Annotated in this window: 22 protein-coding genes and 2 pseudogenes; 13 read left to right on the top strand and 11 right to left on the bottom strand. The window is 72.0% G+C overall.

Annotated features, from left to right (window positions below):
• Positions 1–18: 18 nt before the first annotated feature.
• The 3 genes from ACIP4P_RS08830 to ACIP4P_RS08840 form a co-directional block, all read right to left on the bottom strand.
• Positions 19–519: an NUDIX domain-containing protein gene (locus ACIP4P_RS08830; protein ID WP_400916132.1), complete on the bottom strand. Its 501-nt coding sequence runs from the start codon at positions 517–519 to the stop codon at positions 19–21.
• Positions 516–1,892 (bottom strand): NUDIX domain-containing protein, encoded by a 1,377-nt coding sequence (locus ACIP4P_RS08835; protein ID WP_400916133.1) that lies wholly within the window; start codon positions 1,890–1,892, stop codon positions 516–518. Before ACIP4P_RS08835 ends, ACIP4P_RS08830 begins: the two co-directional genes overlap by 4 nt.
• Positions 1,893–2,426: 534 nt before the next feature.
• Positions 2,427–3,431: an alpha/beta fold hydrolase gene (locus ACIP4P_RS08840; RefSeq protein WP_400916134.1), complete on the bottom strand. Its 1,005-nt coding sequence runs from the start codon at positions 3,429–3,431 to the stop codon at positions 2,427–2,429.
• Positions 3,432–3,686: 255 nt separating this feature from the next.
• Here ACIP4P_RS08840 and ACIP4P_RS08845 point away from each other — a divergent pair, with 255 nt between their 5' ends.
• Both ACIP4P_RS08845 and ACIP4P_RS08850 read left to right on the top strand, forming a co-directional pair.
• The gene (locus ACIP4P_RS08845) at positions 3,687–4,886 is read left to right on the top strand and encodes a macrolide family glycosyltransferase (protein ID WP_400916136.1); all 1,200 of its coding nucleotides are present in this window, start codon (positions 3,687–3,689) and stop codon (positions 4,884–4,886) included.
• 55 nt (positions 4,887–4,941) lie between these two features.
• On the top strand, positions 4,942–6,273 hold the full coding sequence (locus ACIP4P_RS08850) for a wax ester/triacylglycerol synthase domain-containing protein (RefSeq protein WP_400916137.1): 1,332 nt from the start codon (positions 4,942–4,944) through the stop codon (positions 6,271–6,273).
• A 30-nt stretch (positions 6,274–6,303) separates the two neighbouring features.
• On the opposite strand, the gene ACIP4P_RS08855 is transcribed toward ACIP4P_RS08850, so the two are convergent.
• The 3 genes from ACIP4P_RS08855 to ACIP4P_RS08865 form a co-directional block, all read right to left on the bottom strand.
• Positions 6,304–7,206 (bottom strand): NADP-dependent oxidoreductase, encoded by a 903-nt coding sequence (locus tag ACIP4P_RS08855; RefSeq protein WP_400916139.1) that lies wholly within the window; start codon positions 7,204–7,206, stop codon positions 6,304–6,306.
• Between the two features lie 281 nt (positions 7,207–7,487).
• Positions 7,488–8,942: a hypothetical protein gene (locus ACIP4P_RS08860; protein ID WP_400916141.1), complete on the bottom strand. Its 1,455-nt coding sequence runs from the start codon at positions 8,940–8,942 to the stop codon at positions 7,488–7,490.
• Positions 8,943–9,133: 191 nt separating this feature from the next.
• Positions 9,134–9,955, bottom strand: coding sequence for a hypothetical protein (locus ACIP4P_RS08865; protein WP_400916143.1), 822 nt, complete (start codon positions 9,953–9,955; stop codon positions 9,134–9,136).
• Positions 9,956–10,208: 253 nt separating this feature from the next.
• On the opposite strand from ACIP4P_RS08865, the gene ACIP4P_RS08870 reads away from it, so the two are divergent.
• The 4 genes and pseudogenes from ACIP4P_RS08870 (at position 10,209) to ACIP4P_RS08885 (ending at position 13,127) form a co-directional block, all read left to right on the top strand.
• On the top strand, positions 10,209–10,727 hold the full coding sequence (locus tag ACIP4P_RS08870) for a SigE family RNA polymerase sigma factor (RefSeq protein WP_400916145.1): 519 nt from the start codon (positions 10,209–10,211) through the stop codon (positions 10,725–10,727).
• The gene (locus tag ACIP4P_RS08875) at positions 10,720–11,565 is read left to right on the top strand and encodes a hypothetical protein (protein ID WP_400916146.1); all 846 of its coding nucleotides are present in this window, start codon (positions 10,720–10,722) and stop codon (positions 11,563–11,565) included. The genes ACIP4P_RS08870 and ACIP4P_RS08875 overlap by 8 nt, the downstream gene beginning before the upstream one ends.
• A gap of 324 nt (positions 11,566–11,889) precedes the next feature.
• The gene (locus tag ACIP4P_RS08880) at positions 11,890–12,492 is read left to right on the top strand and encodes a GrpB family protein (protein WP_400916148.1); all 603 of its coding nucleotides are present in this window, start codon (positions 11,890–11,892) and stop codon (positions 12,490–12,492) included.
• A gap of 45 nt (positions 12,493–12,537) precedes the next feature.
• A pseudogene (locus ACIP4P_RS08885) lies at positions 12,538–13,127 on the top strand (IS5 family transposase).
• Between the two features lie 13 nt (positions 13,128–13,140).
• Here ACIP4P_RS08885 and ACIP4P_RS08890 read toward each other — a convergent pair.
• On the bottom strand, positions 13,141–13,569 hold the full coding sequence (locus ACIP4P_RS08890; RefSeq protein ID WP_400916150.1) for a hypothetical protein: 429 nt from the start codon (positions 13,567–13,569) through the stop codon (positions 13,141–13,143).
• A gap of 386 nt (positions 13,570–13,955) precedes the next feature.
• Here ACIP4P_RS08890 and ACIP4P_RS08895 point away from each other — a divergent pair.
• The 4 genes and pseudogenes from ACIP4P_RS08895 to ACIP4P_RS08910 form a co-directional block, all read left to right on the top strand.
• Positions 13,956–14,273 (top strand): annotated as a pseudogene (locus ACIP4P_RS08895) (transposase); the annotation flags it as partial.
• Positions 14,274–14,480: 207 nt separating this feature from the next.
• Complete coding sequence (locus ACIP4P_RS08900; protein ID WP_400916152.1) at positions 14,481–15,083, top strand: TetR family transcriptional regulator; 603 nt, start codon at positions 14,481–14,483, stop codon at positions 15,081–15,083.
• A gap of 48 nt (positions 15,084–15,131) precedes the next feature.
• Positions 15,132–15,422 (top strand): DUF3703 domain-containing protein, encoded by a 291-nt coding sequence (locus tag ACIP4P_RS08905; RefSeq protein ID WP_350514291.1) that lies wholly within the window; start codon positions 15,132–15,134, stop codon positions 15,420–15,422.
• A gap of 264 nt (positions 15,423–15,686) precedes the next feature.
• A complete protein-coding gene (locus ACIP4P_RS08910) occupies positions 15,687–16,157 on the top strand; it encodes a hypothetical protein (RefSeq protein WP_400916154.1) in 471 nt (156 codons plus the stop codon).
• A 208-nt stretch (positions 16,158–16,365) separates the two neighbouring features.
• On the opposite strand, the gene ACIP4P_RS08915 is transcribed toward ACIP4P_RS08910, so the two are convergent.
• The 3 genes from ACIP4P_RS08915 to ACIP4P_RS08925 all read right to left on the bottom strand — a co-directional run bounded on the left by ACIP4P_RS08915 (position 16,366) and on the right by ACIP4P_RS08925 (position 21,374).
• Positions 16,366–17,976 (bottom strand): cytochrome bc complex cytochrome b subunit, encoded by a 1,611-nt coding sequence (locus tag ACIP4P_RS08915; RefSeq protein ID WP_400916155.1) that lies wholly within the window; start codon positions 17,974–17,976, stop codon positions 16,366–16,368.
• Between the two features lie 181 nt (positions 17,977–18,157).
• Positions 18,158–18,835: a TetR/AcrR family transcriptional regulator gene (locus ACIP4P_RS08920; protein ID WP_400916157.1), complete on the bottom strand. Its 678-nt coding sequence runs from the start codon at positions 18,833–18,835 to the stop codon at positions 18,158–18,160.
• A 229-nt stretch (positions 18,836–19,064) separates the two neighbouring features.
• Positions 19,065–21,374, bottom strand: coding sequence for a serine/threonine-protein kinase (locus tag ACIP4P_RS08925; protein WP_400916159.1), 2,310 nt, complete (start codon positions 21,372–21,374; stop codon positions 19,065–19,067).
• Between the two features lie 213 nt (positions 21,375–21,587).
• Here ACIP4P_RS08925 and ACIP4P_RS08930 point away from each other — a divergent pair, with 213 nt between their 5' ends.
• Positions 21,588–22,313 (top strand): dienelactone hydrolase family protein, encoded by a 726-nt coding sequence (locus ACIP4P_RS08930; RefSeq protein ID WP_400916160.1) that lies wholly within the window; start codon positions 21,588–21,590, stop codon positions 22,311–22,313.
• A gap of 86 nt (positions 22,314–22,399) precedes the next feature.
• Here the strand turns inward: ACIP4P_RS08930 and ACIP4P_RS08935 are convergent, their stop codons facing one another.
• Complete coding sequence (locus ACIP4P_RS08935) at positions 22,400–23,236, bottom strand: helix-turn-helix domain-containing protein (protein ID WP_400916162.1); 837 nt, start codon at positions 23,234–23,236, stop codon at positions 22,400–22,402.
• Positions 23,237–23,373: 137 nt separating this feature from the next.
• Here ACIP4P_RS08935 and ACIP4P_RS08940 point away from each other — a divergent pair, with 137 nt between their 5' ends.
• Positions 23,374–24,438 carry an aldo/keto reductase gene (locus tag ACIP4P_RS08940; protein WP_400916163.1) on the top strand — a complete coding sequence of 355 codons (1,065 nt, stop codon included), beginning with the start codon at positions 23,374–23,376 and terminating at the stop codon, positions 24,436–24,438.
• Positions 24,439–24,843: 405 nt separating this feature from the next.
• Positions 24,844–25,080 carry an amidohydrolase family protein gene (locus tag ACIP4P_RS08945; RefSeq protein WP_400916416.1) on the top strand — a complete coding sequence of 79 codons (237 nt, stop codon included), beginning with the start codon at positions 24,844–24,846 and terminating at the stop codon, positions 25,078–25,080.
• The last annotated feature ends 2 nt before the right edge of the window (positions 25,081–25,082 follow it).

Consider the following 25,082-nt stretch of genomic DNA (forward strand, 5'->3'; position numbering starts at 1 on the left):
GCGGGAGGGCTGCGGCGCTCACGCGGCCCACCCCACGGTGGACAGGGCGTTGCCGCGGCCGATCTCGGCGAGTGCCTGGACGGTGTAGGGCACGGTACTGCTCGGGAGACCGTCCAGCGGCCACCAGCGCAGGGCGTCGCACTTGTGCGGTTCGGCGTTGCGGACCCGGCCGTCGTAGCGGGTGGGGCGGAAGAACAGCTGGAGGCGGCTGCGGCCGTCGTCGGCGTCGAGGTGGTGCAGGGTGTGGACGAGTTCGAGGCCGTCCTCGGCGATGAGGATGCCGAGTTCCTCCTCGGCCTCGCGCGTCATCGAGCGGGTGATCGGTTCGCCGGGCTCCATGTGACCGGAAGGCAGGTGCCACATGCCGTTCGCGTAGGCGGTGTTGCGTCGTCGGCCGAGGAGGACGGCGTTCTGGTCGAGGAGGACGAGGTGAACGCCGACGACCAGGGTCAGCGGGTCCGCCCCGGGCCGGCGGGGCACGATGGCGGCCGCCTGGTTGGCGTCGTCGAGCGGATTCACACGGTCCTCCCGCCGGGCAGGCCGGCCGTGTCGCAGAGCAGCGGCAGGTAGTGCCGCAGGTAGGGCGGGACGTTCAGGGCGAGCGCTTCCGCCAGGGGGACCATGCGGACGGCCAGGCCCTCGTCGCCGAGCCGCAGGTCGCTCTCGTCTCCGTCCCGGACGGCGTGCAGGACGCGGGTGAGCGGGAGGCCGAGGTCGTCGTGCGGGGCGGGCAGGGACCGCAGTCCGCTGATCCGGATGCCGGCCTCCTCGCGGACCTCCCGCACCGCGGTCTCCAGGGCGGTCTCGTCCCCCTCGCGCCAGCCGCCGATCGGGGTCCAGTAGCCGGGCCAGGCCATGCCCGGTCCGTCCTCGCGCAGGTGCAGCAGCAGTCGGCCCGCGGTGTCGGTGACGAAGACCAGGACGCCCTCGAAGTCGTCGCCGTCCGGGGCGGGGCGCTCCAGGTAGAGCGGGACGCCGGAGCGCTGGGCGCGCAGCACCTGCCGCAGCCGCTGGTAGCCAGCCGGCTCCATGAGCCGCCGCCAGTCGTGGGCGCTCTCGAACCGCCACTCGGTGTGCTCGTCCGGATCCAGGTCGATCCGGGCCTGCTGCTCGGGCGTCAGTACGCCGCCGTCGAAGACGTAGCCGCACACCGGGACGGGGTAGCTGGTGCCGGCCTGCTCGTGGATGACGGCGACCAGGCGGCGCCGGGCGATCACCTCGGGGTTCTCGGCGGCGAGGTCGAGGCCCAGCTCCTCCTGGGTCTCGCGCAGGGCGGTGGTGAAGGGCGTCTCGCCGTGCTCCATGTTTCCGCCGGGGAAGTTCCACACGGCCGGGTTGACGGCCGAACGCATCCCGAGGACACGGCCCTGCGGGTCCGTGACCAGGAAGCAGCCGTAGGAGGTGGGCCGGGCGATGGTGGTGAGGTAGCCGCCGACGGGCCGCCAGTGCGGGATCCGCAGGCGCCGGGTCAGCCACTCGATCACGGTGCGCTGCCCGTCGCCGGTCGGCGGCAGGACGTCCGGGGCCGCCCACTGGTGCCCGTCGTGATCCGGTGAGAGCACAACCTCGGTGGCGTCCGGGACGACGGTGGTGAAGACGAACTGGCGCATGCGCCGTCCGCGCTGGTCGGTGACGTCGAGATGCCGCGCGTACTCCAGCGGCAGGCCGGAGAGCCCGGTTTCCTCGGCCAGCTCACGGGCCGCGCCGGCGGGCACCGACTCGTTGTCCTCCCGGGCGCCGCCCGGGTACTCCCACAGACCCGGAAGGACATCGTGCGGGGACCTGCGGATCATCAGGATCCGGCCCGAGGCGTCGCGGACCACGACGCCGACGCCGATCCGCTCAATGCCTTCACGCGCGGCGAGGTCTGTGAGTACGTCGAAGTCGATCACTGGGCGGGCTCCTCGGTTTCGCGGGCGGGACCAGCTGGCCGGCCGGGCGGCGCGGTGCCGGTGGCCGCGGCGGCGGGGCGTTCCACGGGGACCCTCCAGACTCTGGTGGTGTTCGAGCAAACGGAACCGCACAGGAACCTCAGGTGCCGACAAGTAGGCCTTCAACTGGCTGAGTTGGCCCGCTGTGCGGCGGTGGCGGCGACTGATGATGGCGCTGTTCGAATCCGGTGTTCAAGTGGATTCCCACCGGGCGAGCCCGGGTCGAACGGGGACGTTTCGAGCACCTTCCGGGCAGCGGTCGGCGCCTCCTCCAGGCGGTTGCGGAGGGTGCCCGGCAGGGCCGCGGAGCCCGGTGGACAGGCGGCGAGAGCCCGTTCGAAAGCCGTCCTCCGGGCCGGGTCGAGGAGTTGGCGCACGCCCTAGCGGGCGAGGAGGCCACGCAGCCCGTAGCCGTCGCGGGATTCACCCGTTCGGCTGGTCAGCTGGGCGAGGAGGTTTCGGGCATCGGGGGTGTCCGGCTCGGTGAAGGCCCGACTACCGGTGGCCTCCGCGGCGCTCGGCGGGCTGCCCGCCCGTTCGCGGCGCGACCATGGTCGGGGTGTGCCGGGAGAGGTGTTCGGCGTCGGGGCAGTAGGCGAGGCCGGTCAGGGGTCGGCCGGTGAAGAAGCGGATGAACAGGTCGGAGACCTCCGGGCCGCGTTCGAGCGGCAGCATGTGGTCGGCGCCGGTGATGGTGGTGAACCAGCCGTCCGCGCAGGTGGCCGCCAGGTCCCGGCAGTGTGCGGGGCTGGTGAAGTGGTCGTGCTCGCCGGTGGTCACCAGGACGGGCATGGCCGGTGCGGCGCCCTGGGGGAGGCCCTGGTGGGCCATGAGGTCCTGGTGCGCCATGAGGCGCTGGGTGTTGGTCATCAACTGCTCGGCCTCCAGGGGGCCCAGGCCGGTCAGGCGGCGGTGCAGCAGGCGGTGGATCCGGTGGCCGTCGACGGTTCGCTCCAGCGCCTCGCGGTTCATCAGCTGTCCGAGGGTCACCTCGGTGAACTCCTCCATCTGCCGGGCGACGAGGAAGTCGATGCCGCGTCGGAAGTGGGAGCGGGCTTGCTCGGGGACGGCGGTCATGGCGCCGGTGAGTGCCATTCTCCGGACGCGGGTGGGGTGGCGCAGGGCGAGGGCGTGGGTGACGGCGGAGCCGTAGGAACTGCCCACCAGGTTGACGGTGGTGAGTCCGGTGTCGTCCAGTACGCGGCACAGGGCGTCGGCCAGGAAGTCCACGCCGTGGTGGACGGGGAGGACGTCGGCCTTGCCCCAGCCGGGCAGGTCCACGGTGATCACGTCGGCGTGCGCGAGGAATTCCGCTTCGATCCGGCCCCAGTTCTCCTTGGTCTGGAACGCTCCGCCGACCAGTACCACCGGTGCGATCCGCGGAGTGGTCGAGCGCGACAGGCGGGACTCGTAGTGGTAGCCGTGCCAGGTGTGGGCGGTCAGGACGGGCGGGAACCCGTCCGTCGTCGTGGTGGCCGATGACTCGGTCGACTGGGACACGGTTTCTCTCCCTCTCGGGACCGGACTGATGTGGGTTCGCGGGGCCGCAAGGCTCGAACTGCCGTTCGCGGCAAGGGGTGCCGACCGTGGGAGGCACGTCATGGGAGGCACGTCATGCCGGGCAATCTAGAGCAATCCGGTCGTAACACCCGGCTGGCACACCGGCGGACGTCGCACGGCCACCGGTTGCCGCTGTGACCTTTGCGACCGTTATGTCGTTCATTGGTCATGAATGAAGTGGTTCAGGAGTTTTCAGTGGAACGGGAGCGTCCTCATGCGCTCGTGGTGAACGTGCCCGAGCACGGACACGTGAACCCGACCCTCGCCCTGGTCACCGAACTCGTCGCGCGCGGATGGCGGGTGAGCTACGCGGTCGCGGAGCAGTTCGCGCCGCAGGTCCGCGCGGCCGGTGCGGTCCCGGTCGCCGTTCCGGTCCCGGAGCGCGCCGCCGGGCCCTCCCCCGAGGACGTGAGTGACGGCGTCGACATGTTCCTCGGCGAGGCGGAGACGGCGCTGCCCGTCCTCGAAGCCGCCTTCACCGACGACCGACCGGACGTGGTGCTGCACGACCTCGAAGCCTTCGCCGGCAAGGTGCTGGCCCGCAAGTGGGGCATCCCCGGGGTCGAACTGTCGCCCACGCACGCGCTGTTCCCGGGCTGGGAACAGGCCTTCCTCGGCCTGGACGACGCGAGCGAGATGCCCTGCGCGCCGCGGTTCCAGCGGTTCCTCGACGTCAACGGCGTCGACTCCGCACTCGGTGACTTCATCCAGCACTCGCAGGCGAAGGTGGTCTTCGTCCCCAGAACCTTCCAGATCCACGCCGACCGGATGGGCCCCGAGCACGCCTTCGTCGGACCGGCCCTGGGCGACCGCTCCGCCTTCCAGGGCGCCTGGCAGCCCCCGGCCTCCGGTCGGCCGGTCCTGCTGGTCTCACTCGGCTCGGTCTTCACCGACCAGCCGGAGTTCTTCCGCTCCTGCCTGGACGCGGCCGCCCGGCTGGACTGGCACACCGTCATCGCGATCGGCCGCCACATCGACCCGGCGACGCTCGGCCGACTGCCCGAGCACGTCGAGGTCCACGTGAGCGTTCCCCAACTCGACGTCCTCGCGGCCGCATCGGCCTTCGTCACCCACGCCGGAATGGGCAGCGTCCTGGAGGCCCTGCACTTCGGCGTGCCGATGGTCGCCGTCCCGCAGATGGCCGAGCAGCGCGTCAACGCCGCCAGGCTGGCACAGCTCGGCCTCGGCGTGCACCTGCCCCGCGAACGAGCCGATGCCACCGCCCTGGCCGAAGCCGTCCGGCAGGTGTCCCGCGACCCGGCGGTGGCCGCCGCCGTCGCCACGATGCAGGCCGACGTACGGGCCAGCGGCGGCGCGACCGCGGCCGCCGACGTCGTCGAGTCCGCCGCCCGTTCCAAGCGGACACCCACCGACCACCTCGCCACCGTCAGCTGACCACCGAGCCGATCCGCCGCACCGCACCCTCGCCACCCCCGTGGGAGACCGGACCATGCTCCACAGCACGCCGCTGACCCCCCTCGACGAACTCATGACCCGCTGGCCGTTCAGCCCCGGCGCGGCCGGCCTCGCGATCACCTGCCAGGGGCCCGCTCCCACCCCGGCGCGGATCACCGCCCTGGTCCGCGAACGCTGGGGAGCGATCCCGCGCCTCAGCCGGGCCCTGACCCCGCGCGGCAGGCCAGGCCCGGCCCGCCGGCACGCCTGGGTGCACCACCGGGACTTCGACGCCGCGCAGCAGATCGTCCACGAGCCCGGTACGGAGACCTTCGAACAACTGGTCTCCCGACTGATGACCGAGCCGTTCGACCAGGACCTGCCGCCCTGGCGCCTCCACACGCTCCCCGAGCCGGACGGCTCCGAGTTCACCCTGCTGCTGCGCACCCACCACAGCCTGCTCGACGGCCGGTCCCTCGTCACACTCCTGCGGACCCTCCTGGACCCGACGGCGCAGCTACCCGCGCCCCGTACGGCCCCTGCGCGCGCGACCCCTGCCGAACAGCGGGCGCTCCAGCGGTTCGCGAGCGTGGTGCGGGCGCTGCGCGCCTCGGCCGTCCCCGGCACCGCCGTCCCGATGCCCGACCAGGGCGTGACGGCCCCCGCCTACGCCTGCCGCCCGGTGCCCACCGAGGTCTTCGGCCGCGCCCGCACGGCCCTGCCCGGCCAGGCCACGACCGTGACCGAGGTCTTCCTGGCGGCGACGGCCGGAACCCTGCGCGCCGGCCTCAGCCCCTGGCCGTCCACCTCCACCTCCACCTCCTCCTCCTCCTCCTCCTCCTCCGGCGGCGGCGAGCGCCCCGTGTTCGTCACGGTGCCCATGGACACCCGTCCCGCAGGGCACGGTCACCGGCTCGGCAACGAGTTCGGCGCCATCCGCGTCGCCGTCCCGGCGGGCACGGACGATCCCCTCGCACGGCTCGCCGCCTGCCGGGGCCTGATCAAACCCACCGAACACCAGGCGACCCTGCGATTCGCCGACGCGCTGCTGCACGCCCTCACCGCCGTGGGACCCCGCCTGGTCAGCGCCGTACTCGCCCCGTCCTACGCCCCCGCCTACTCCGCGGCCTGCTGCTCCTCACTTCCCCTGCCGGGGGAGGGCCTCGCCTTCGACGGCCGCCCGCTCCGTCGGTTCCGGGGATTTCCCATGGTGCCACCCCACGGAACGGCGACCTTCGTGCTCCTGGGCTGCGCCGCGGGATACACCCTCAACGTGGCGACCAACTCGTCCTCGGGGGACGCCCGCCTGCTGGCCGACACGCTGCTGCGCGAACTCCACCTGCTGGCAGCCCCCGCCCTCGCTCCCGCGGCCCACGGCGCACCCTGATCCGTCTCCACCGGCCATCCCGGCGTCCGGTCAGTCCACCAGCAGCACGAGCTTGCCGCGCACCGTTCCGGCCTCGCCGACGCGGTGCGCCCCGGCCACCTCGGCCAGCGGGAAGGTCCGGCCGACCCGGACGGCGAAGCGGCCGGCTTCGGCCATGTCCGCGACCTGGGCGAGCACGTAGGTGGCGCGGCCGCTGTCGCCGCGGCTGAAACGGACGCCAGTCTGCTGCGCGCCGCGGAGATCGGCGACCGTGATCACCTGCTCGGGCGTGCCCGCGAGCTCGACGAGCTCGGGCAGGACGCCGCTGCCGGCGACGTCCAGGGCGAAGTCGACGCCGGTCGGCGCGATCGCCCGGACCCGCTGCGCCATCCCGTCCCCGTAGGCCACCGGCTCGGCCCCGATGGCGCGCAGGGCGGCGTGCGTGCCCGGACTGCCCGTGCCGATGACACGTGCGCCGCGCTCCGCGGCGAGCTGGACGGCGGCGCCCCCGACGCTGCCGGACGCCCCGTTGACGAGCAGGGTGCTGCCCGCCGTGACACCGAGCTGGTCGAGCGAGCGCGCCGCCGTCTCGGCGGCCGAGGGGATCGCCGCGGACCCGGCGAAGCCGAGCGCCTCCGGGACCGGGGCCCAGTGGGAGAGCACGGCCAGCTCCGCCTGGGCGGCGCCGTACGGCGAGAAGCCGAAGACCCGGTCGCCGGGTACGACGCCCGGGACGCCGTCGCCGACCTCGTCGACGATGCCCGCGGCCTCGTAGCCCAGGGTCTGCGGCAGCTCCTGGTCCATCAGGCCCCGGCGCTTCTTCCAGTCGCTGGCGTTGATCCCCGCGGCCCGGACCCTGATCCTGATCTCTCCGGCACCGGGACGGGGATCGGGGAGCTCGACCAGCTCAAGAACCTCCGGACCGCCGAACCGGCTGAACCGCACTGCCTTCATGAGGCATTCCTTCCGTGGAAGGAGTGGCGGACCGTCCGGTACCGCGTGTGCGCGTGCTCCGGTCCGGCTGTCCGCTCGGCGCCGGAGCACGTTTCTACTCCGATGCCCAGACCTTACGCCATGGCCACGCGTGGCCGGCAAGTCACTCCGGGGCCGCCTCGACACAGGACCCGTGTTCGTTCGGGCGGGGCCGTCGTCGGGCCATCCGAACGATCCTGCCCGGGGCGGGGTGCCGGGGAGCGGAGAGCCGCCTCCGGCACCGGTGGCTCGGTCCCGGTCTTTCAGGGTTGCGGGATCGGGTCGGTGGGTGCCGGGAGGGTGTACTCCACCTTCTTGATCTCGGAGATCAGGTAGCCGCCGTCGGGCTGGCGCTTCAGCTGCAGCCGCGCGTTGACCGATTCCCTTCGGGTCTGGTACCAGCCGCCCGCCGCCGCGTAGGCGCAGCTGATGTCGGCCTCCAACCCGACCACGTCACCGGTGAGTTCGTGCGGATCGTGGCCCTCCTGGGGCCTCGCCAGTGCGCGCATGACGACCGACCAGCCCTGCCGCGCCGTCACCTCGGCCGGCCAGGCCGCAGCGTCGGCCACGCACGCGTTGAGTCCTCCGCCGGAAGCGGCGAGTTCGGGCGTCAGGTATCCGCGGACCCGGTTCAGGACGGCCGCCGGTCCGGTGTCGCCGCGGGACACGTCGAAGCTGCCCGAGGTGACGGCCCAGCCGATCGCGACGGACTCCGCGTCATGCCGGTCGACGGTCAGGGGAGGTGTCGGCGAGGTCGGTCGCTCCTTCGGTGGGACCGGCAGCTCCATGGGGTCGACGCCCGGTGCGGAGGAGAAGGAGAATCCGGGTGGCGCGGTGGCGACCGTCGTTCCCGGGATCTCCTTCTCGTTCTCGTCGTAGCACGGGTTGCACCGGGCGCGTTCACCCGCCCCCGTGCCGTAGTCGGTCTCCCAGCCCCTGCCGAGCGTGTTCAGAAAGGTGCCGCGTTCCATCCGCACCCCGGAGATGTGGAACGGGCGGTCACCGTCCTTCAGCTCCCACGTGCGGTGTTTGCCGTCGACCGTGCCCTCGACCGTGATGACGTAGTCGTAGCTGTGCCTGGCCGCGAGCACGGTGAGGCTCACGATCTCGGGCTTCCCGTTCTCCAGGTAGAGGTACTTGTCCGTGAAGTACGGGGCGAAGGACACCGGCCCGAAGGCCGCGACCATGGCGATCGGGTCGGTGGAGTCCAGGTCGACGCCCATGTCGATCTTCTTGCCCTCGCCCTGGGAGGTGCAGTCCACGACCGTGCCGGGCAGCGGGTCGTGGGGCTCCCCGACCACGGTCGCCCGCACCTGCTCGATCGCCACCGTGTGACCGTTGCCGACCAGCGAGACCGAGAGCGGGGACGCTCCCACGTCCGTGCCGCCCTGGGTGTGCGACCAGGTCCGGGCCGCGCCGCAGTCGGAGACGGCGGGAAGCTCGGTCGACGTGAGGACCTTCGGTACGACCGCGGTCGTGTCGGCGTCACCGTGCTCGGGGTCGTAGCGGGCGCTGAACACCGGGCCGGTGTCCCCGCCCGCGCCGTGCAACGCCCAGTACGCCGTGCCCGACCCCAGCAGGGCGAGCGCGCACACCACGGCCACCAGGAGTCGCGGGCGTAGCCTCCCGGCCAGCAGCGAGACGATGCCGCCCATGATTACGTTGCCGTGGATGGTGCTGTGGCTGATCTCGTTCCTGGTGTCGCGCTGATCGCCCAATCCGCCCACCCCGTCCGACAGTTCCGCGTCCACCACAGTGCGGCTCCCGGCGGGCGAAGGGAAGACCCCGTCCTGGCGGTGACACCGGCGGCGACGGTGTGGGGGGCCTCGACGGGATCGTCGAGGCCCCCCACACCCACCTCTGCCTCACCGGCCGTGTCTGCTGCGGGGTCGGCCGTTCGGGGTGGCGGTTACTGGTGGGCGCCCTTGATGTTGGGCTGGGTCTTCTGGTTGTAGATCTCCTTGCCGGCCGCGTTGAAGGCGTGGACGTACGGGTTCGGGGTGGAGGAGACCGAGTCCTGGCCGGTGGAGATGGCGGCGGTGTAGACGAACGCGCCGTCCGCCATGACGGCCGGGTACTGCGTCGGGTCGTCGCCGTAGCTGATGGTGACCTTGGCGACGTCGGGGGTGTAGTGCCCGGCGCCCAGGGTGAGGAACTTCCCGCCACCGACGGGCGCGGTGGAGTCGTCGAAGAACTCGACCAGGTGACCGACGCCCCACAGGCGGTCGTTGATGAACGTCGCGGGGACGGAGGAGCTCGTGCCCTTGGCGCCCTTCGACTCGCACTGCACGTACTGCTTGGCGGAGTTGACGGCGACGACGACGCCGTCGGTGTCCGCGGTGGCGGTGGGCGTGCGGACCGCGATCACCGAGTGGTACTGCGACGCCTCCGAGCCCAGGCAGGAGGCCAGGATCTTGGTGGCGGTCGCGGCGTCGATCGGGGACGTCGCCGTGCTGGTGATCTTGAAGGCGCTCGGGGTGACGGTCACGGGGCCGGCGGACGGGCCCTTGCCGGGGACCGCCGCGGTGCCGGCCGGGCCGGCTTCGGCGGCGTTGGGGGCCTGGGGGGTCGGCGTGGCGGTGGGCGCGGCGGAGGGCGTGGCGGCGGCCACGGGGGCGGCCGCGGGGGTGGGGGTGGCGGTGCCGGTTGCGGCGGTGGCCATTCCCCCTGCGGTCGCGAGGGCCGCGGCGGTGGCGGTGGCGGCGATGAGCATGATCGGGCGGATACGCATGAATCCGTTGTCCTTTCCTGCGGGCGTCCGGTTGATGCCAGCACCCCTGTACGCCCCGTGGCGCCCGGCGGGTCGCACCCCGCCCACGTGATCCACGTCATAGGCCGCCGGTGCGACCCTGGGACGGTGCTCGTGCGTACAGGGCGGGACGCTCCGTCCAGGAGGCACGGCTCCACCGCCGCGGCCGAGGAGTGCTCCCGCGCGCACCGGTTGTCCCGTGAGCCGACGGACAGCCCCGGAGGAGAGGCCCTTGATGACGCCACAGGAGTTCGACGCGTTCTACGCGGCGTCCTTCTCCCGCCTGACCGGGCAGCTCTACGCGCTGACCGGCAACTGGTCCGAAGCACAGGACGTGGTCCAGGAGGCCTTCATCCGCGCGTGGGACCGCAGGAGCACCTTCGACCCGGACGACGCCCCGGAGGCGTGGATCCGGACCACGGCCAGGCGGCTGGCCCACTCCCGCTGGCGGCGCCTCGCCCGGGGCCTGCACCTGGCCGGACGCCACCACCGCCAGGAACCACCCACCGTCGAGCCGCCCACCGAGGAGCACCTGACGCTGGTCAACGCGCTCCGCGACCTGCCCGAGGCCCAGCGGGGCGCCCTGGTCCTGCACCACATGTGCGACCTCTCCGTCGAGCAGGTCGCGGCCGAGACCGGCGCCAGCGTCAGTGCCGTCAAGAGCCGCCTCTCCCGCGGCCGGACCGCGCTCGCGGCCATACTCACCGACGCCGACCAGGCCCCGACCAGCGAGGAAGGAAAGCTCCGTGTCTGACCCCCACCACGACACCCTGGCCGACCGGCTGCGGCTGCTCGGCGAGCAGCTGCCCGCACCGGCCCTGCCCGCCGCGGAGATCCGCCGCCGCGCCGACCGGCGCCGCCACCGGCGGCGCGCCTTGGGCGCGACCGCGGCCTGCGCCGCGGCGGCAGCCCTGTGCCTGGCCCTCCCGTCCGTGCTGCCCTCATCGGGACCGCAGCAACCACTGGGCCCCCAGCGAGGACCGGCCACCACGGACGCCTCCTCCGTGTCGGCCTCCCCCCGGCCGTCAGCCCCTCCTACCGCCATCAGCACGGCGACGTCCCCGATCGACGCCGGGACCGTCTCCGCGATCCTGGCCTCCTGCCTGGGTGCGGAGGCGTCGACGTTCGACGCGGTGATCGCGGTCCGCACGCCCGTCGCGTCCGCGGACACCGACGGGGTGGTGATCGCCGTCAACTCCGCGAAGCAGTACGTGCAGTGTGAGTCGAAGGGCGACAAGGGCAGGAGCTCGTCCGTCCCCGCGACGTTCATCAACGACCGTCTGTGGGGCGTCGGTCACCTGATCGAGTTCTTCGACGACTCCACCACGTCGGCCGGCACCGGGACGTCCCTCTCGCTGGGCGCCGGGCACTACACCCCCGACGTCGCCAAGGTCACCATCAGCTACGGCGACGACCCCACGCAGTACCCGGCCGTCATGGCGCACGGCGCGTTCGTCTACGCCGCGGCCACCTCCACCGGCGCCAACGGGAGCTCCGGCTCCCCGAACCCCTACGTCCACGCCTTCGACGCGGCCGGCAAGGAGATCTACAACCAGAAGACCCAGCCCAACAGCAAGGGCGCCGACCAGTAACCGCCACTCCGGGCACCCGGCGGTGGAGCGGCCGACCCCGTGGCAGCACGGGGACGCGCGGGCGCGCGTGCGCCTTCAGCCCCGGCGGCGGCGAACCGGGCGCCGCCGCCGGGATCCTGGTCTGCTGGCCCGCGTCGGCGAGGGCGAGGCCTTTCGACGGCCGGGGCGTCCGCGGTCCGGCCGGCCATGGGCGTGCCCTGACACCGGCTCGGCCACCGCCCGCCGGTCCCGAACCGCCGCTCCGGGCCAGGAAGCCGGACCACCCGCCGTCCCCGAGCACGGCCGCCAAGAGCGTTCCGGACTGCGAGCACTAGACTTGTGCGAATGGCCGCTGACACCCAACACATCGTCGTCGTCGCCCACGACCCCGCCTGGCAAGCAGGCGGACTCGCCCTCGCAGCCGAGTTGCGCTCGGAACTCGCGCCGCTGCCGGTGCACATCGAGCACATCGAGCACATCGGCAGCACCGCGATCCCCGGCATGGCCGCGAAACCGGTCTTCGATCTCCAGATCACCGTCACCGATCTGGCGGAGGCCGAGCGTGCCTTCGACCAGCCCCTGGCCGCCATGGGATTCCGGCGCTCCCCGTACCAGCACGACCACGTCCCAGCCGGACTCGACGACGACCCCGAACGGTGGACCAAGCGCCTGTGGTCACGTCGCAGCCACGCCGGCGCAGACTGCAACCTCCATGTCCGCCTCCTCGGCTCTCCCAACGAGCGCCTCGCTCTTCTCTTCCGCGACTGGTTCCGTGCCCATCCCGAGGCGGTGCCCGCCTACGCACAGTTCAAGACCCTCCTCGCGGGTGCGGTCGGTGACATCGGCGTCTACGCCGACATCAAGGACCCGGTCGTCGACCTCGTCATCACCGTCGCCAACTCCTGGGCCGCCGAGACGGGTTGGGCCCCGCACGGCACGACGTCCTAGGCCGTGTATCGAAAGTGGATCTTGAGCGTTGGATGATCGTGATCCATGGCGCGGGGAGATCTCACTGATGAACAGTGGGCAGTGTTGGAGCCGTTGTTGCCGAGGGGAACGAAGGCGGGACGGCCGCATGTCTGGCCTCGGTGGCAGCTGATCGACGGCATACGGTTTCGGGTCCGCACCGGTGTTCCATGGCAGGACGTGCCTATCGAGTACGGGCCGTGGGGTCGGATCTACGACCTGTTCCGCCGATGGCAGCAGGACGGTACGTGGCACCGGGTCCTCGCTCGGCTCCAGTCCCTGGCTGACGCGACGGGCGCGATCACGTGGGACCTGAGCGTCGACTCGACTGTGTGCCGCGCTCATCAGCATGCGGCCGGGGCCCGGAAGCAGGGTGGTCTGCAGAAGGAACCACCGGGCGGTGTCTTCACCGAGCCTGATGATCACGGTCTGGGAATCTCGGCTCCCGGGGCGGCAGGCCACCGCGCTTCGACCCGGCCGACTACCGCGAGCGCCACGCGGTTGAATGCGGGATCAACCGCCTCAAGAGGCACCGTGCCGCTGCCACGCGATACGACAAGCTCGCGGTCCGCTACGAAGCAACCGTCCTCATCGCAGCCATCAACGAGTGGCTGTGATCACTATGCGTCGTCAGAGCTCGTAGTCCTGGGCCAGTTCCTCCCAGTGAATGCTACGAAGCTCAAGACCAGCATTCTCACCTGACGGGACATCCAGGACAGGCTGGAACCAGACCACGGTGAGAGCGGAACGGTGCAGCACCGGGTTGAGCTCAGGAGCGACCGCTGCCGAGCGGAAGAGGCCTATGCAAGCCACGTCAGGCAGCACCTCAACAGGGCCGAAGGCGCCAGCGGTCTGGTCTGGACACTCGCGGCAGGGCGGAACGAGATGGACCGGCGCGGAAAACGCGCGTCCGGCCTCCCGCTGGAGGCCGCTTACGATCATGTCGTTGACGGGCTTGCACGGATAGCCCTCCAGGAATCCCCCATAGGTCGAAGACATCCGCAGCTCAGTGAGCTCGATCGAACGACCAGACGAGAGGGCTATGTAACTCAGCGACATGCCGACACCCTATGCGCACGGCTCACTTCCGATGCACGTCCTGGCAAGGGCGGCGAGGGCTGGTCACGGTCGCCGGGCGGTCCGCGAGCGGGTCAAAACGCGTCGCGCCGGGCCGGGGTGGGTGGTTACGCTCGCGCGATGGAACGGGATGAGACCCTGTGTCTGAGCCAGGCACGACAAGCCCCCTGGGTGCTGGTCGTTCTACGCTGACTGGATGGCCGGTGATCTGGAGCGGTCTTGCCCGGCGTGCGGCAACCGGTTGAGGACGGGGGCTCGGGCGGAGGCGGTGTTCTGTTCGGCGCGGTGCAGGTCGGCGCAATGGAGATCGGTGCGTCGCTCGCGTGTCAAGGTGGCCGCGATCCGGGCCGCTGTGGTGGCACGCCGCCCACCCCGAGATCACCATCGTCTGGGCCGACTCCGCCTATGCCGGCGAACTCGTCGACTGGGCCGAGAAGCACCTCCGCATCGCAGTCAGGATCGTCAAACGACCGCACGACGCCCAGGGCTTCGTCGTCCTACCCCGCAGATGGGTCGTGGAGAGGTCGCCGGCGTGGTTCATGCGCGCCCGCCGCAACTGCCGCGACTACGAACGCCTCCCAGCCCACGCCGAAGCCCACCTCAGGTGGAGCGCCATCACCCTCATGCTCCGACGTCTCAGTCGTGAAGCTACAACCACCGCACACCCCGGGGTCGCACTCGCAGCATGACGAAGGCTCCCAGCTTCCTTTGGCAACTCCGTAGACCGGCCACCGCTACGGAACCACACGGGCATGACCCGAACCTCCAGAGATCCTCCCCGCCTCTCCTATCCCACGGCAGTCTGCATGCGCGCTCCGCACGTCGCGGGATCTTCAAAAACTGCACCCACTGCACTTCTTGCAGAGTCTGCAATGACTGCATAGAGTGCAAAAATGGATTCCGCAGAGGCCAGACGCCAACGACGCCAGATCGCCCGCCGGGTGCAGATCCGCGGCGCAGCCGTCCGGCTGGCTCTGGAGCACGGCGGGCCCGACGAGGTGACGGTCGAGCAGATCAGCCAGGCGGCTGACATCTCCCCACGGACCTTCTTCAACTACTTCCCGACCAAGGACGCCGCCTTCTCCCTGGAGCCGCACCAGTGGACGGCCGAGGAGATCGTGGCTGAACTGCGCACACGCCCCGCCGACGAACCCACGGCCGTCGCGGTCCGCGAAGTCGTCAAGGCCATGGCAAGCGCTGCGGGCTTCAACGACTTCGCCGAGGAGTGGGAGCTTCTCCAGGAGCTCTACCGCCGTCACCCGGAACTTTTCCTGCGCCTGCGCATGGACCAGGTCGACCGCACCATGGCCGCGCTCGCTGACGAAATCGCCGTCCGGCTCGGCGGCGGTGCCGTAGGAACAGACCTATACCCCACGCTCCTGGTGGGCGCCGCCTTCGCGGCGCTCCAGGCTGCCGAGAACCACCGCCGGACGAACCCGCGCCCCCTCGACGAGCTGATCGACGAAGCCTTCGACCTGCTCATCAAGGGACTTTAGAGCCGGTCGGCACTACCGATCCACACCCATCCAGGAGGCAACACAACCATGCCCCAGGCCGAAGGCACCCTCACCGCCGCGTACGAGTCCGAGATGCAAGCCGGGCGCGAAGCCCTGAGTGCCCGCGACTTCCGCTCGGCCTACCGCCACTTCGGACGCGCCCACAACATCGGCCACGACAACCTCGTCATGCACGTCGCCGCACATCGGGGCCTGCTCGCCACCGCCTGGAAGCAGTGCCGCCTCGACCGGGTCGGCACCCAACTGTTCCTGATGGGCGCCGCCTATGCCTTTGACCGCAACCCCCGCCCGCAGGCCACCGAAACGCCCCTTCCTTAGTCGATCGTCTCACTGCGGAAGGCCCGTGCGAGTTGGGCAACGCACACGTCGCATCGGCATCAGGTCTCCGGCGGCGAGGCCCAACCCCCAGCGGGCACGGCAGGACAACTACCGGGTTACCCAGCCGGCTCATCAAGGGTGTCGAGGCGTTCGTTGCTCCGTCACTGTGACGGCGAAACGAACGCCTCACCCCTATCAAGCGCAGCACACCCGCACTGACCAGGGCACAAGGTTCAAACAACAGCCTCTGAGGCGCTGGAGCCGTTGCGTCGGCTGCTGCTGGAGCGGCGCGCCGTCGGTTGGCCGGAGTCGGCCGTCGCGGCGGTGGAGGCTGCCCGGGCGGCGCTGGCGGGCGGGGTGGACACGCCGGGTCTGTGGGAGTTGGGTGTGCTGTCCGACGGGGAGGTTCTGGAGTCCCACCGGCTGCTGGCCGAGGTGGAGCAGGAACTCTGGCCGGTGCTGCGGCTGCCCACCACCGTCGAGGGCCGCGACCGGGCGCTGGCCCGGTACTGCCTGCGGGACCTGCTGGACGGCCGCCTCGATCCGTTGGCGGCGGCCGAACGGGTCGGCTTCGAGCTGTGCCCCTACGACGACCCCGATTCGCCGCTGCGGCCGTTCCGTGCATGGCTGTACCGGGCGGAAGACCAGCAGGAACACGGCGGCGGGCTGACGGAGGAACTGGTGGCCGAACTGCGCGACCTGGCCGCCGAGGTGCTGGCCGGCCCGCTGTCCTGACGGCCGCGCCCCGGGCCGGGGAGGGTCAGTTCGGGCAGTAGGAGCGCGGTGGCTGCCGGTCCGGCCTGACCAGCCGCTGTTCCAGGTTGTCGAGCGTGATCCGGATGCCGATCGTCCCGCCCAGGCCGACCCTGATCCGGCCGCGGGCGAGCGCGATCAGGGCCGTCAGGCCGTACTTGTCGATCAGTGAGGTGCGGTTGCGTGGCGGTCAGTGGCCGTGGCCGCTGGTGAGCTCGTGGTGTTCCTCGGCGGTGGGCTTGGGGACCTGGCCGCCCTCGCCGTAGAAGCCGCGGGAGAGCCTGGCCCGGGTGCGGGTGAGGGCGCCGGCCTTGCGGGCCACGCCGTTCCCGTCCGTCCGGGCCGGCAGCGGGATGGGCCGGTGCTGCTTGTGGGCGGTGAGCTGGTGCAGTTCGGCGGGGTCGAGCCCGGCGTGCACCTCGATGAACTCGCCGTGCGGCAGGCGCTTGATGACGCCGGTCTCGCGGCCGTGCAGCACCTTCTCCCGGTCGCGGCGCTGGAGGCCGAGGCACCAGCGCTTGGTGACGACGAAGGTGACGACCGGGAGGACGAAGAAGCCGGCCCGCACCGCGTAGGTGATGGTGTTGAGGGACAGGTGCAGGTGGGTGGCGAACAGGTCGTTGCCGCCGCCGGCGAGCATCACCAGGTAGACGCTGATCCAGGCGGCGCCGAGGGCGGTGCGGACGGGCGCGTTGCGCGGCCGGTCGAGCAGGTGGTGTTCGCGCCGGTCGTTGGTCACCCAGCCCTCGATGAACGGGTAGCCGGCGATCGCGCCGAGGACGACCGGGAACAGGGTGAAGGGGATGAGCACGCCGAGGTTGAGGGTGTGGCCCCGGAGCCCGATCTCCCAGCCGGGCATGACGCGGATCAGGCCCTCGGCGAAGCCCATGTACCAGTCGGGCTGGGCGTCGGTGGACACCTGGTCCGGCCGGTACGGGCCGTACGCCCAGATCGGGTTGATGGTGGCGACCGCCGACATCAGCGCGATGATGCCGAAGACCAGGAAGAAGAACCCGCCGGCCTTTGCCGCGTAGACCGGCATCAGCGGCATGCCGACGACGTTCTTCTCGGTCCTGCCGGGGCCGGCCCACTGGGTGTGCTTGTGGTGGAAGACCAGGATCAGGTGCGCCACCAGCAGGCCGAGCATGATCCCGGGGATCAGCAGCACGTGGATGGTGAAGAACCGCGGCACGATGTCGTGGCCGGGGAACTCCCCGCCGAACAGGAACATCTGGAGGTACGTGCCCACCAGCGGCACGGCCAGGAGCACGCCCTCGATGAAGCGGATGCCGGTGCCCGACAGCAGGTCGTCGGGGAGGGAGTAGCCGAAGAAGCCGTCCAGCATGCCGAGGAAGAGCAGCAGGAAGCCGAAGAGCCAGTTGATCTCGCGCGGCTTGCGGAACGCGCCGGTGAAGAACACCCGCATCATGTGCACGAACATGGCCGCGATGAAGACCACGGCCGCCCAGTGGTGGATCTGGCGGATCAGCAGGCCGCCGCGGACCTCGAAGCCGATGTCCACCGTCGAGGCGTACGCCTGGGACATGGGCACGCCCTTGAGCGGGACGTACGAGCCGTTGTAGACGACCTCGGCCATCGAGGGCTTGAAGAAGAGGGTGAGCCAGACGCCGGTCAGGATGATGATGACGAACGTGTAGAGGCAGATCTCGCCCAGCATGAAGGACCAGTGGTCCGGGAAGATCTTCCGCAGGTTCGCCCTGGCCAGGGTGTAGATCCCCAGCCGCCCGTCCGCCCAGTCGGCCGCCCGTTGCCCGCGCCCTCGGTCCTGATTCCGGGTCATATCCCCACACCCCAGTCAGAAGTGAAACGGGGATAACTCCCCGCCCCATGTCGGGGTCAGATTAACCGGGGAGTGGTCCCTGTTTCTAGTCCGCGGTGTTCACGCTAACAGCGGTCGGCGGTTGGCGGTTGGCGGTTGGCGGTCGGCGGTCGACAGACGACGGTCGACCGCTGAGCCGCCCTCATGCCTCCCACAGGTTGAGGAAGGCCTCCTCCAGGCGCTCGGGACCGAGCGGCGCACCGGGCAGCGGGTGCGTCCCGTCGGTGGGGCGGAACGCGTCGAGCAGCAGGGCGAGGGGCCGGCGCCAGCCGTCCGGCTGCTGCTCCGTCAGGGCGGGCATCGCGCGCACCAGCGGGCCCATCAGGATGAGCAGGTCCATCGTGGTCACGTCGGTGCGCAGGCTGTGCTGCTCCTGGGCGCGGACGACCAGGGCGGCGACCGTCGTGGCGTTGCGCTCGGAGAGCTCGGCGAGGAACCGGGAGTCGCGGGCGGTGGCGGTGACCAGGTCGTTGAGGCCGCGGTCGTCGGCGACCAGGGTGAAGATCCGCTCGAAGTAGCCGCACAGCGCCCGCCAGCCGTCCGGCTCCGCCAGTGCGCCGGCGGCGGCCTCGGCGAACACCGTGCGGGTGTCGGCGAAGATCTCCTCGATCAGGGCCTCGCGGGTGGGGAAGTGCCGGTAGAGGGTCGCGTTGCCGATGCCCGCGGCCTTGGCGATGCGGTCCAGCGGCACGCCCAGGCCCTCCCGCGCGAAGAGGTCGCGGGCGGTGTCCACCAGCAACTGCCGGTTACGGGCGGCGTCACGGCGCCGCGGGGGCGCCGCCGTCGGGCTGGCGGGGGAGCCGTTCGGAGCGGGGGGCAAGACGGTGACCTCGGCAATCGTCGCGGATCGTCAGAAGGCGGAAAAGCAGTGAGGAACCGGGCGTGGAGCAGCCTATCGGCCGTCATCGGCTCCCCGTCGGGCCGCCCGCCAAGCTGACGGTCCCGCAGCGTCTCTGCGGCCCTCGGGGCCGGCGGGCTCGCGCGGTCAGGCGCAACTCCCGTAAACAGAACCGTGGTTCTGCCTCCCCCTTGACCGCCTCCTCGATCGACTACTGGGGCTTCACCCGCAGCGGGGCCAGGGAGGTCAGCACGCGCTGCGCCAGGGCGTCCGGCAGCGGGGCGTACATGAGGTTCTCGCCGGCCGCCTGGCCCTTCGGGCTCAGCCCGTGGGCCAGGAAGTTCGTCAGGACGGCGGTGCCGGCGAAGGCGCGGTCGGCCCCGCCGTGGTCGCAGAAGTCGATGTAGCCGACGTCGACGATGGGGTAGCTGAGCGAGTGGGGCCTCGCGTAGTCGATCGTGACCGTCAGGTTGGTGCCCGTGCCCTGCACCGAGCCTCCGGCGGCCATCAGGCTGGCGGACTTGGGGGTGAGCTCCACCGCCTGGTCGCCGCCGGAGCTCACCTTGGCCTTCTGGAGGGTGCCGGCCTCCGGGAGCGGCACGAAGGAGATCGACCACTGGCCCCCGGCGACGTAGGCGGGGAGGTCGGACGCGTTCGTGCCGGACGCGGACCGTGACTTGTCGGGCCACGCCCGGCCCGGCTTGTACGGGAAGTCGGCGGGCGCCGCCTTGGCGAGGTACTGGGTGAAGATGGCGGTGGACGTCGACTCGTTGCTCGGGACCCGCGCGTCGATCGGCGAGTCCGGCAGGTTCCAGACCGGGTTGAGGGCCTTGATCGCCGGGTCGTTCCACTTGGTGATCTTGCCGGTGAAGATCTTGGCGAGCGTCGGGGCGTCGAACGTCAGCCCCTTCAGTCCGGGCACGTTGTAGACCACGGCGATCGGCAGCACGATGGCCGGGATCTGGGAGGCGTAGCCGGTGGGGCAGCTGTGGCCGACGACGGCCCGCTGATCGTCCGTCATCGGGGAGTCCAGGGCGACGCCGTCGGACTTGAAGGTCGCGTACTGGTCCATCACGGTGCCGCTCGACGGGCCGTTGAAGGTGATCGCGGCACCCGGGCAGTCCTTGGCGTAATCCGCCTGCCACTGCTTGACCAGGGCCACCTGCAGCCCGTCCGCGCCGACCGCCTGCTTGCCGTCGGGACCGCAGGCGGAGTCGACGGTCGTCACCGGCACCGAGGAGGACGGGCCGGACTTCGGCCCGTGGGACACCGGCTCGTCGGGGACGTGGTCCCGCCAGGCGAGGAAGCCCAGGGTGCCCGCCGTGGCGACGACCACCGCGGACAGCGCCGAGCCGACCAGCACGCCCTTGCGCGGGCGCCTGCGCGGGCGCGGGCGCAGGGCGGCTTCGGCGAGGGACGGGGGGCCGGAGGGGGCCGCCAGGTACGAGGGGAGGACCGGGACCGGGGCCGGGTCCGTGGGCGCCGCGGCCCCGGCGGGGGGAGTGGGCGGGGTCGTCGGCGTTGGCGGCGTCGCGGTCGCACGGGCCGGGGGCGCCACGGGTGCGAGCGGAGCCGCCGGGGCCGTCGGCGTCGGCGCTGCCGGGCCTGAGGCTGCCGTCGGCGTCGGCGTCGGCGTCGGTGTCGGCGGCGGTGTTGCCGGGCCTGAGGCCGCCGGGGCCGTCGGCGTCACCGGCCCCGTCCGGAACTGCACCGTCCGGTCCCGCTCACCACGCGCGGCCAGCCCCAACAGCTGCTCCACCGTGGGCCGTTGCTCCGGCTCCTTCGCCAGGCAGGCGACGACCAGCGGACGCAGCTCCGCCGCGAGTCCGGTCAGGTCCGGCTCCTCGTACACCACCCGGAACCCCACCGCGTGCGAGGAGTCCACGCCGAACGGCCCGCGTCCGGTGGCCGCGAAGGCGAGTACCGAGCCCAGCGCGAACACGTCCGTGGCCGCCGTCGCCGTACCGCTGCGGAACTGCTCGGGCGCCATGAACGGCGGGGTGCCGACGGCCACTCCGGTGCTGGTCAGCTGGGTCTCGCCGGCCGACTTGGCGATGCCGAAGTCGATGACGCGCGGGCCGTCCTCGGCGAGCAGCACGTTGCCGGGCTTGAGGTCGCGGTGCACCAGCCCGACGCGGTGGATCTCCCGCAGCGCCTCGGCCAGCCCGGCGGCCAGCCTGTGCACCTCGGGCGGGGTCAACGGGCCCTGGCCGGAGACCCGTTCGCCCAGCGAGGGACCGGCGATGAAGAGCGTCGCCAGCCAGGGCGCCGGCGCGTCGGCGTCCGCGTCGAGCACGGGTGCGGTGAACGCCCCGCTGACCTTGCGCGCGGCCGTGACCTCCTGCCGGAACCGGGCCCGGAACTCGGCGTCCGCGGCCAGTTCGGGCCGGATCACCTTCACCGCCACCTGGCGCCCGGACACCGACTGGGCGCGGTACACCACGCCCATCCCGCCCGCGCCGAGCCTGCCCTCGAGGAGGTACCCGCCGATCGCTCGCGGATCGTTCTCCAGCAAGGTCACGTTCCGACCCCTCCCCCGGTATGAGCGGCCACCCGGCCGACCGGCCCAGCTTAGTGGGGACCCGTCCACGAACCGACGGCAGCCCTCGGACCCGCAGGTCCGCCCGCCGTGCGACTTCGCCCGCTGCACGACTTCGCCTGCTGCACGACGCCGCTGTCTGCCATCGGCGAATACCACCCCGGGCGGGCGCAACGGTCAGTACCGTCCGGTCACATGACGACGATCACCACCCGTACGGTCGCCTACCCGGCCGACAACCTGACGATGATCGGCCACATCGCGCTCCCGGCCGGTGCCGGGCGCCGGCCGGCGGTCCTGATCGGACCCGAGGGGATGGGGCTCAGCGACGTCGAGCGCCACCGGGCCGATGCGCTCGCCGAACTGGGGTACGTGGCCCTGGCCTTCGACCTCCACGGCGGACGCTACCTGGAGGACCCGGAGGAGATGCTGGCCCGCTGCCTGCCGCTGCTCGCCGACCCCGACCGCATGCGGGACATCGGCCACGCCGCGCTCGACGTGCTGCGCGCCGAACCACGGGCGGACCTCGACCGGACCGCGGCCGTCGGCTACGGCACCGGCGGCGCGGTCGCACTGGAACTCGGGCGCGACGGCGTCGACCTGCGCGCGATCGGGACGGTCAACGCACTGACCACGGGCCGACCGGGCGAGGCGGCACGCATCCGCTGCCCGGTCTGGGCCGGGGTCGGGTCGGAGGACCCGATCATGCCACCCGCGCAACGGGAGGCGTTCACCGCCGAGCTGCAGGCCGCGGGCGTCGACTGGCGCCTCACGGTCTACGGCGGCGCCCTGCACGCGTTCCACCACCCGACGGTCGACCACGCCACACCTCCCGGCGTGGGCTACCACCCACGGCACGCCCAGCGGGCCTGGCGTGACGTCGTCGCCCTGCTCGCCGAGTGCCTGCCCGTCACGGACTGATCCGACCGGCTCCCGGTGGGCTGTCACCCTCCTCGGCCCCGGTCACCCTCCTCGGCCCCGGTCGCGGCGCGCACAGCCGGCCCCGGTCACCGCGCGCACAGCCGGTCCAGGGCCGCTCGGCTCTCGTCGTCCGCGGGGCGGTAGACCAGCAGGCGCAGCTCCGGGTCCTGGAGCGGCAGCAGGATGTCGAAGTCGACGGTGATCGCACCGGCGACCGGGTGCCGCAGCACCTTGCGGCCGCGTCCGTTGACGCCGACCTCCCGCTCCGACCACAGACGGGCGAAGTCCTCGTCCTGCGTGGCGAATTCGGCGATGAGGCCGGACAGTTCCCGGTCCTCCGGGTGCGCGGCCCAGGCCGCGCGCAGGTGGGCGATCCCGTCCCGCAGCACCTGCTCCCGGTCGGCGTAGAAGCCGCGCATCGCCGGGTGCAGCAGGCACAGCCACATCGCGTTGCGCCGGGCCGGCGGCACGGCCTCGAAGTCCGGTAGCAGCCGGGCCATTTCGGGGTTCCAGGCGAGGATGTCGTAGCGGTGGTCCAGCAGCATCGCCGGCAGCGGCGAGAGGTCACCGACCAGGGCGGCCAGCGACGGCGGCGCACCGGCGGCCGGCCCACCGGTGGTGCCGGGGCGGCGGTGTCCGGCCAGATCGAACAGGTAGTCGCGTTCGCCCGGTTCCAGGCACAGGGCCCGGGCCAGCGCCGCCAGCACCTCCACCGAGGGCCGCAGCCCGCGGCCCTGCTCCAGCCGGACCACGTAGTCGGTGCTGACCCCGGCCAGTTCGGCGACCTCCTCCCGGCGCAGCCCCGGCGTCCGCCGGGGCCGCCGGGCCACCGGCAGGCCCAGCCGGTCGGGGTCGAGGCGTTCGCGCCTGCTCCGCAGGAAGGCGGCCAGCTCCTGGGCGGTGTCCATGGTTCGGGTCGTCATGACCGGTCCAACCGCCAGGGTGGGAGCGATCTTCCCAGGAAGAGCCGTCCCTTACCCCCGGACCGGCGCCGCCGCAGACTCGGTTCCGGCAACGGAACACGAGCACATACGAGCACAAACGAGCACAGGAGTACCTGATGGCACTGGCCCTCGACGACTACCGGCTGCTGGGCCGCTCGGGACTGCGGGTCTCACCGCTGGCCCTGGGCACCGCGACCTTCGGCACCGAATGGGGGTGGGGCGCGGAACGGGCCGAGGCCCGCAAGCTGTTCGACCACTACGTCGGGCTCGGCGGCAACTTCCTCGACACCGCCGACACCTACACCGACGGCAGCTCCGAGCGCCTGCTGGGCGAGTTCGCCCAGGAGGAGCGCGAACGCCTGGTGCTGGCGACCAAGTACTCGACGCTGCGCCGCCCCGGCGACCCCAACTCCGGGGGCGGGCACCGCAAGGCGCTGTTCGGCTCGGTGGAGGGCAGCCTGCGGCGGCTCGGCACCGACTACCTCGACCTGCTGTACCTGCACGTCTGGGACGTCCGGACCTCGGTGGAGGAGGTGCTGCGCGGCCTGGACGACCTGGTCCGGCAGGGCAAGGTGCTGTACGTGGCGATCTCCAACACCCCGGCCTGGCAGGTGTCCCGGATGCAGGCGATCGCCGACCTGCGCGGCTGGTCCCCGCTGGTCGCGCTGCAGCTGGAGTACAGCCTGATCGAACGCACCGCGGAGCGCGACCTGATCCCGATGGCCCGGGAAATGGGCCTGGGCGTGGTCCCGTACTCGCCGCTCGGCGGCGGGGTGCTCAGCGGCAAGTACGGCCGGGAGGACGTGGGCGCGACGGGCGCCGGCCCCGACGGGAGCACCCGCCGGAGCCACAACCTCGCCCTGGGCACCCTCACCGAACGCAGCCTCGGCGTGGCCGGGGTGGTCCGGGAGGTGGCCGCCGAGCTGGGGCACACCCCGGCCCAGGTGGCGCTGGCCTGGACGCTGCGGAGGCCGGGCGTGACGAGCACGCTGCTCGGCGCCCGCACCCCCGCCCAGTTGGAGGACAACCTGGGCGCCCTGACGGTCGAGCTGACGGACGCCCAGCTGGCCCGGCTCGACGCGGCGAGCGCGATCGCCCTCGGCCAGCCGCACGAGCTGCTGACGAGCGAGCCCATCCGCCAGGTGACCACGGGCGGTATGCGGATCGAGACCCGCGGCTGACGGCCAGCCGTACCCGCCGCTGACGGCAGGCCGTCAGCGGCGGATCGGCGGGCCACCCGACCACCCCTGGTTCCACCGGCGTCGGCCCGCCCGGCCGGACGCCCGCCGGATCCGTCCGCTCAGGGGGCGGTGTTGCCGTGGGTCCCGCGCGGATCGGAGGTGCCGGAGGGTGACTACTCGTGACCGGTCAGCCCTGCGGCCCGGGTGAGTTCGGCGATCTCCTCGGGGGCTCGTCCGGTGTGGAGGGCGAGGGTGTGGGTGATGAGGCCGGTGAGGTCGGGCCAGGGCAGGTTGCCGTGCGCGTTGTAGAGCGCGACCAGGCCGTGCAGGGCGGTCCAGAGCAGCAGCCCCGCCTGCCAGGGCCGCTACCTCGACGACCCCGCCTTCGACCGGCTCTGGGCCGCGCTGGCGGAACTCGGCGTACCGCTGTACCTGCACCTCGGCATGCCGCCCGCGGACCACTGGCACGTCCTGGACGGCCACCCCGAACTGGACGGCGCGCTGTGGAGCTGGCAGGCCACCACCGGCGGCCACGCCATGCGCGTGGTCATGTCCGGGGTGTTCGACCGGCATCCGGACGCGACGATGATCCTCGGACACGCCGGCGAGTTCCTCCCCTTCGAGCTCTCCCGCTCCGCCTGACC

Origin of the sequence: Kitasatospora sp. NPDC089509 (genome assembly GCF_044749365.1) — a bacterium.
Taxonomy (GTDB): domain Bacteria; phylum Actinomycetota; class Actinomycetes; order Streptomycetales; family Streptomycetaceae; genus Kitasatospora.

Coding starts and splice junctions, on each gene's coding strand:
- ACIP4P_RS08880 (WP_400916148.1), top strand. CDS start 11,890: ATGGCCGCTGACACCCAACACATCGTCGTCGTCGCCCACGACCCCGCC.
- ACIP4P_RS08930 (WP_400916160.1), top strand. CDS start 21,588: ATGACGACGATCACCACCCGTACGGTCGCCTACCCGGCCGACAACCTG.
- ACIP4P_RS08855 (WP_400916139.1), bottom strand. CDS start 7,206: ATGAAGGCAGTGCGGTTCAGCCGGTTCGGCGGTCCGGAGGTTCTTGAG.
- ACIP4P_RS08935 (WP_400916162.1), bottom strand. CDS start 23,236: ATGACGACCCGAACCATGGACACCGCCCAGGAGCTGGCCGCCTTCCTG.
- ACIP4P_RS08870 (WP_400916145.1), top strand. CDS start 10,209: ATGACGCCACAGGAGTTCGACGCGTTCTACGCGGCGTCCTTCTCCCGC.
- ACIP4P_RS08940 (WP_400916163.1), top strand. CDS start 23,374: ATGGCACTGGCCCTCGACGACTACCGGCTGCTGGGCCGCTCGGGACTG.
- ACIP4P_RS08905 (WP_350514291.1), top strand. CDS start 15,132: ATGCCCCAGGCCGAAGGCACCCTCACCGCCGCGTACGAGTCCGAGATG.
- ACIP4P_RS08850 (WP_400916137.1), top strand. CDS start 4,942: ATGCTCCACAGCACGCCGCTGACCCCCCTCGACGAACTCATGACCCGC.
- ACIP4P_RS08915 (WP_400916155.1), bottom strand. CDS start 17,976: ATGACCCGGAATCAGGACCGAGGGCGCGGGCAACGGGCGGCCGACTGG.
- ACIP4P_RS08865 (WP_400916143.1), bottom strand. CDS start 9,955: ATGCGTATCCGCCCGATCATGCTCATCGCCGCCACCGCCACCGCCGCG.
- ACIP4P_RS08900 (WP_400916152.1), top strand. CDS start 14,481: ATGGATTCCGCAGAGGCCAGACGCCAACGACGCCAGATCGCCCGCCGG.
- ACIP4P_RS08890 (WP_400916150.1), bottom strand. CDS start 13,569: ATGTCGCTGAGTTACATAGCCCTCTCGTCTGGTCGTTCGATCGAGCTC.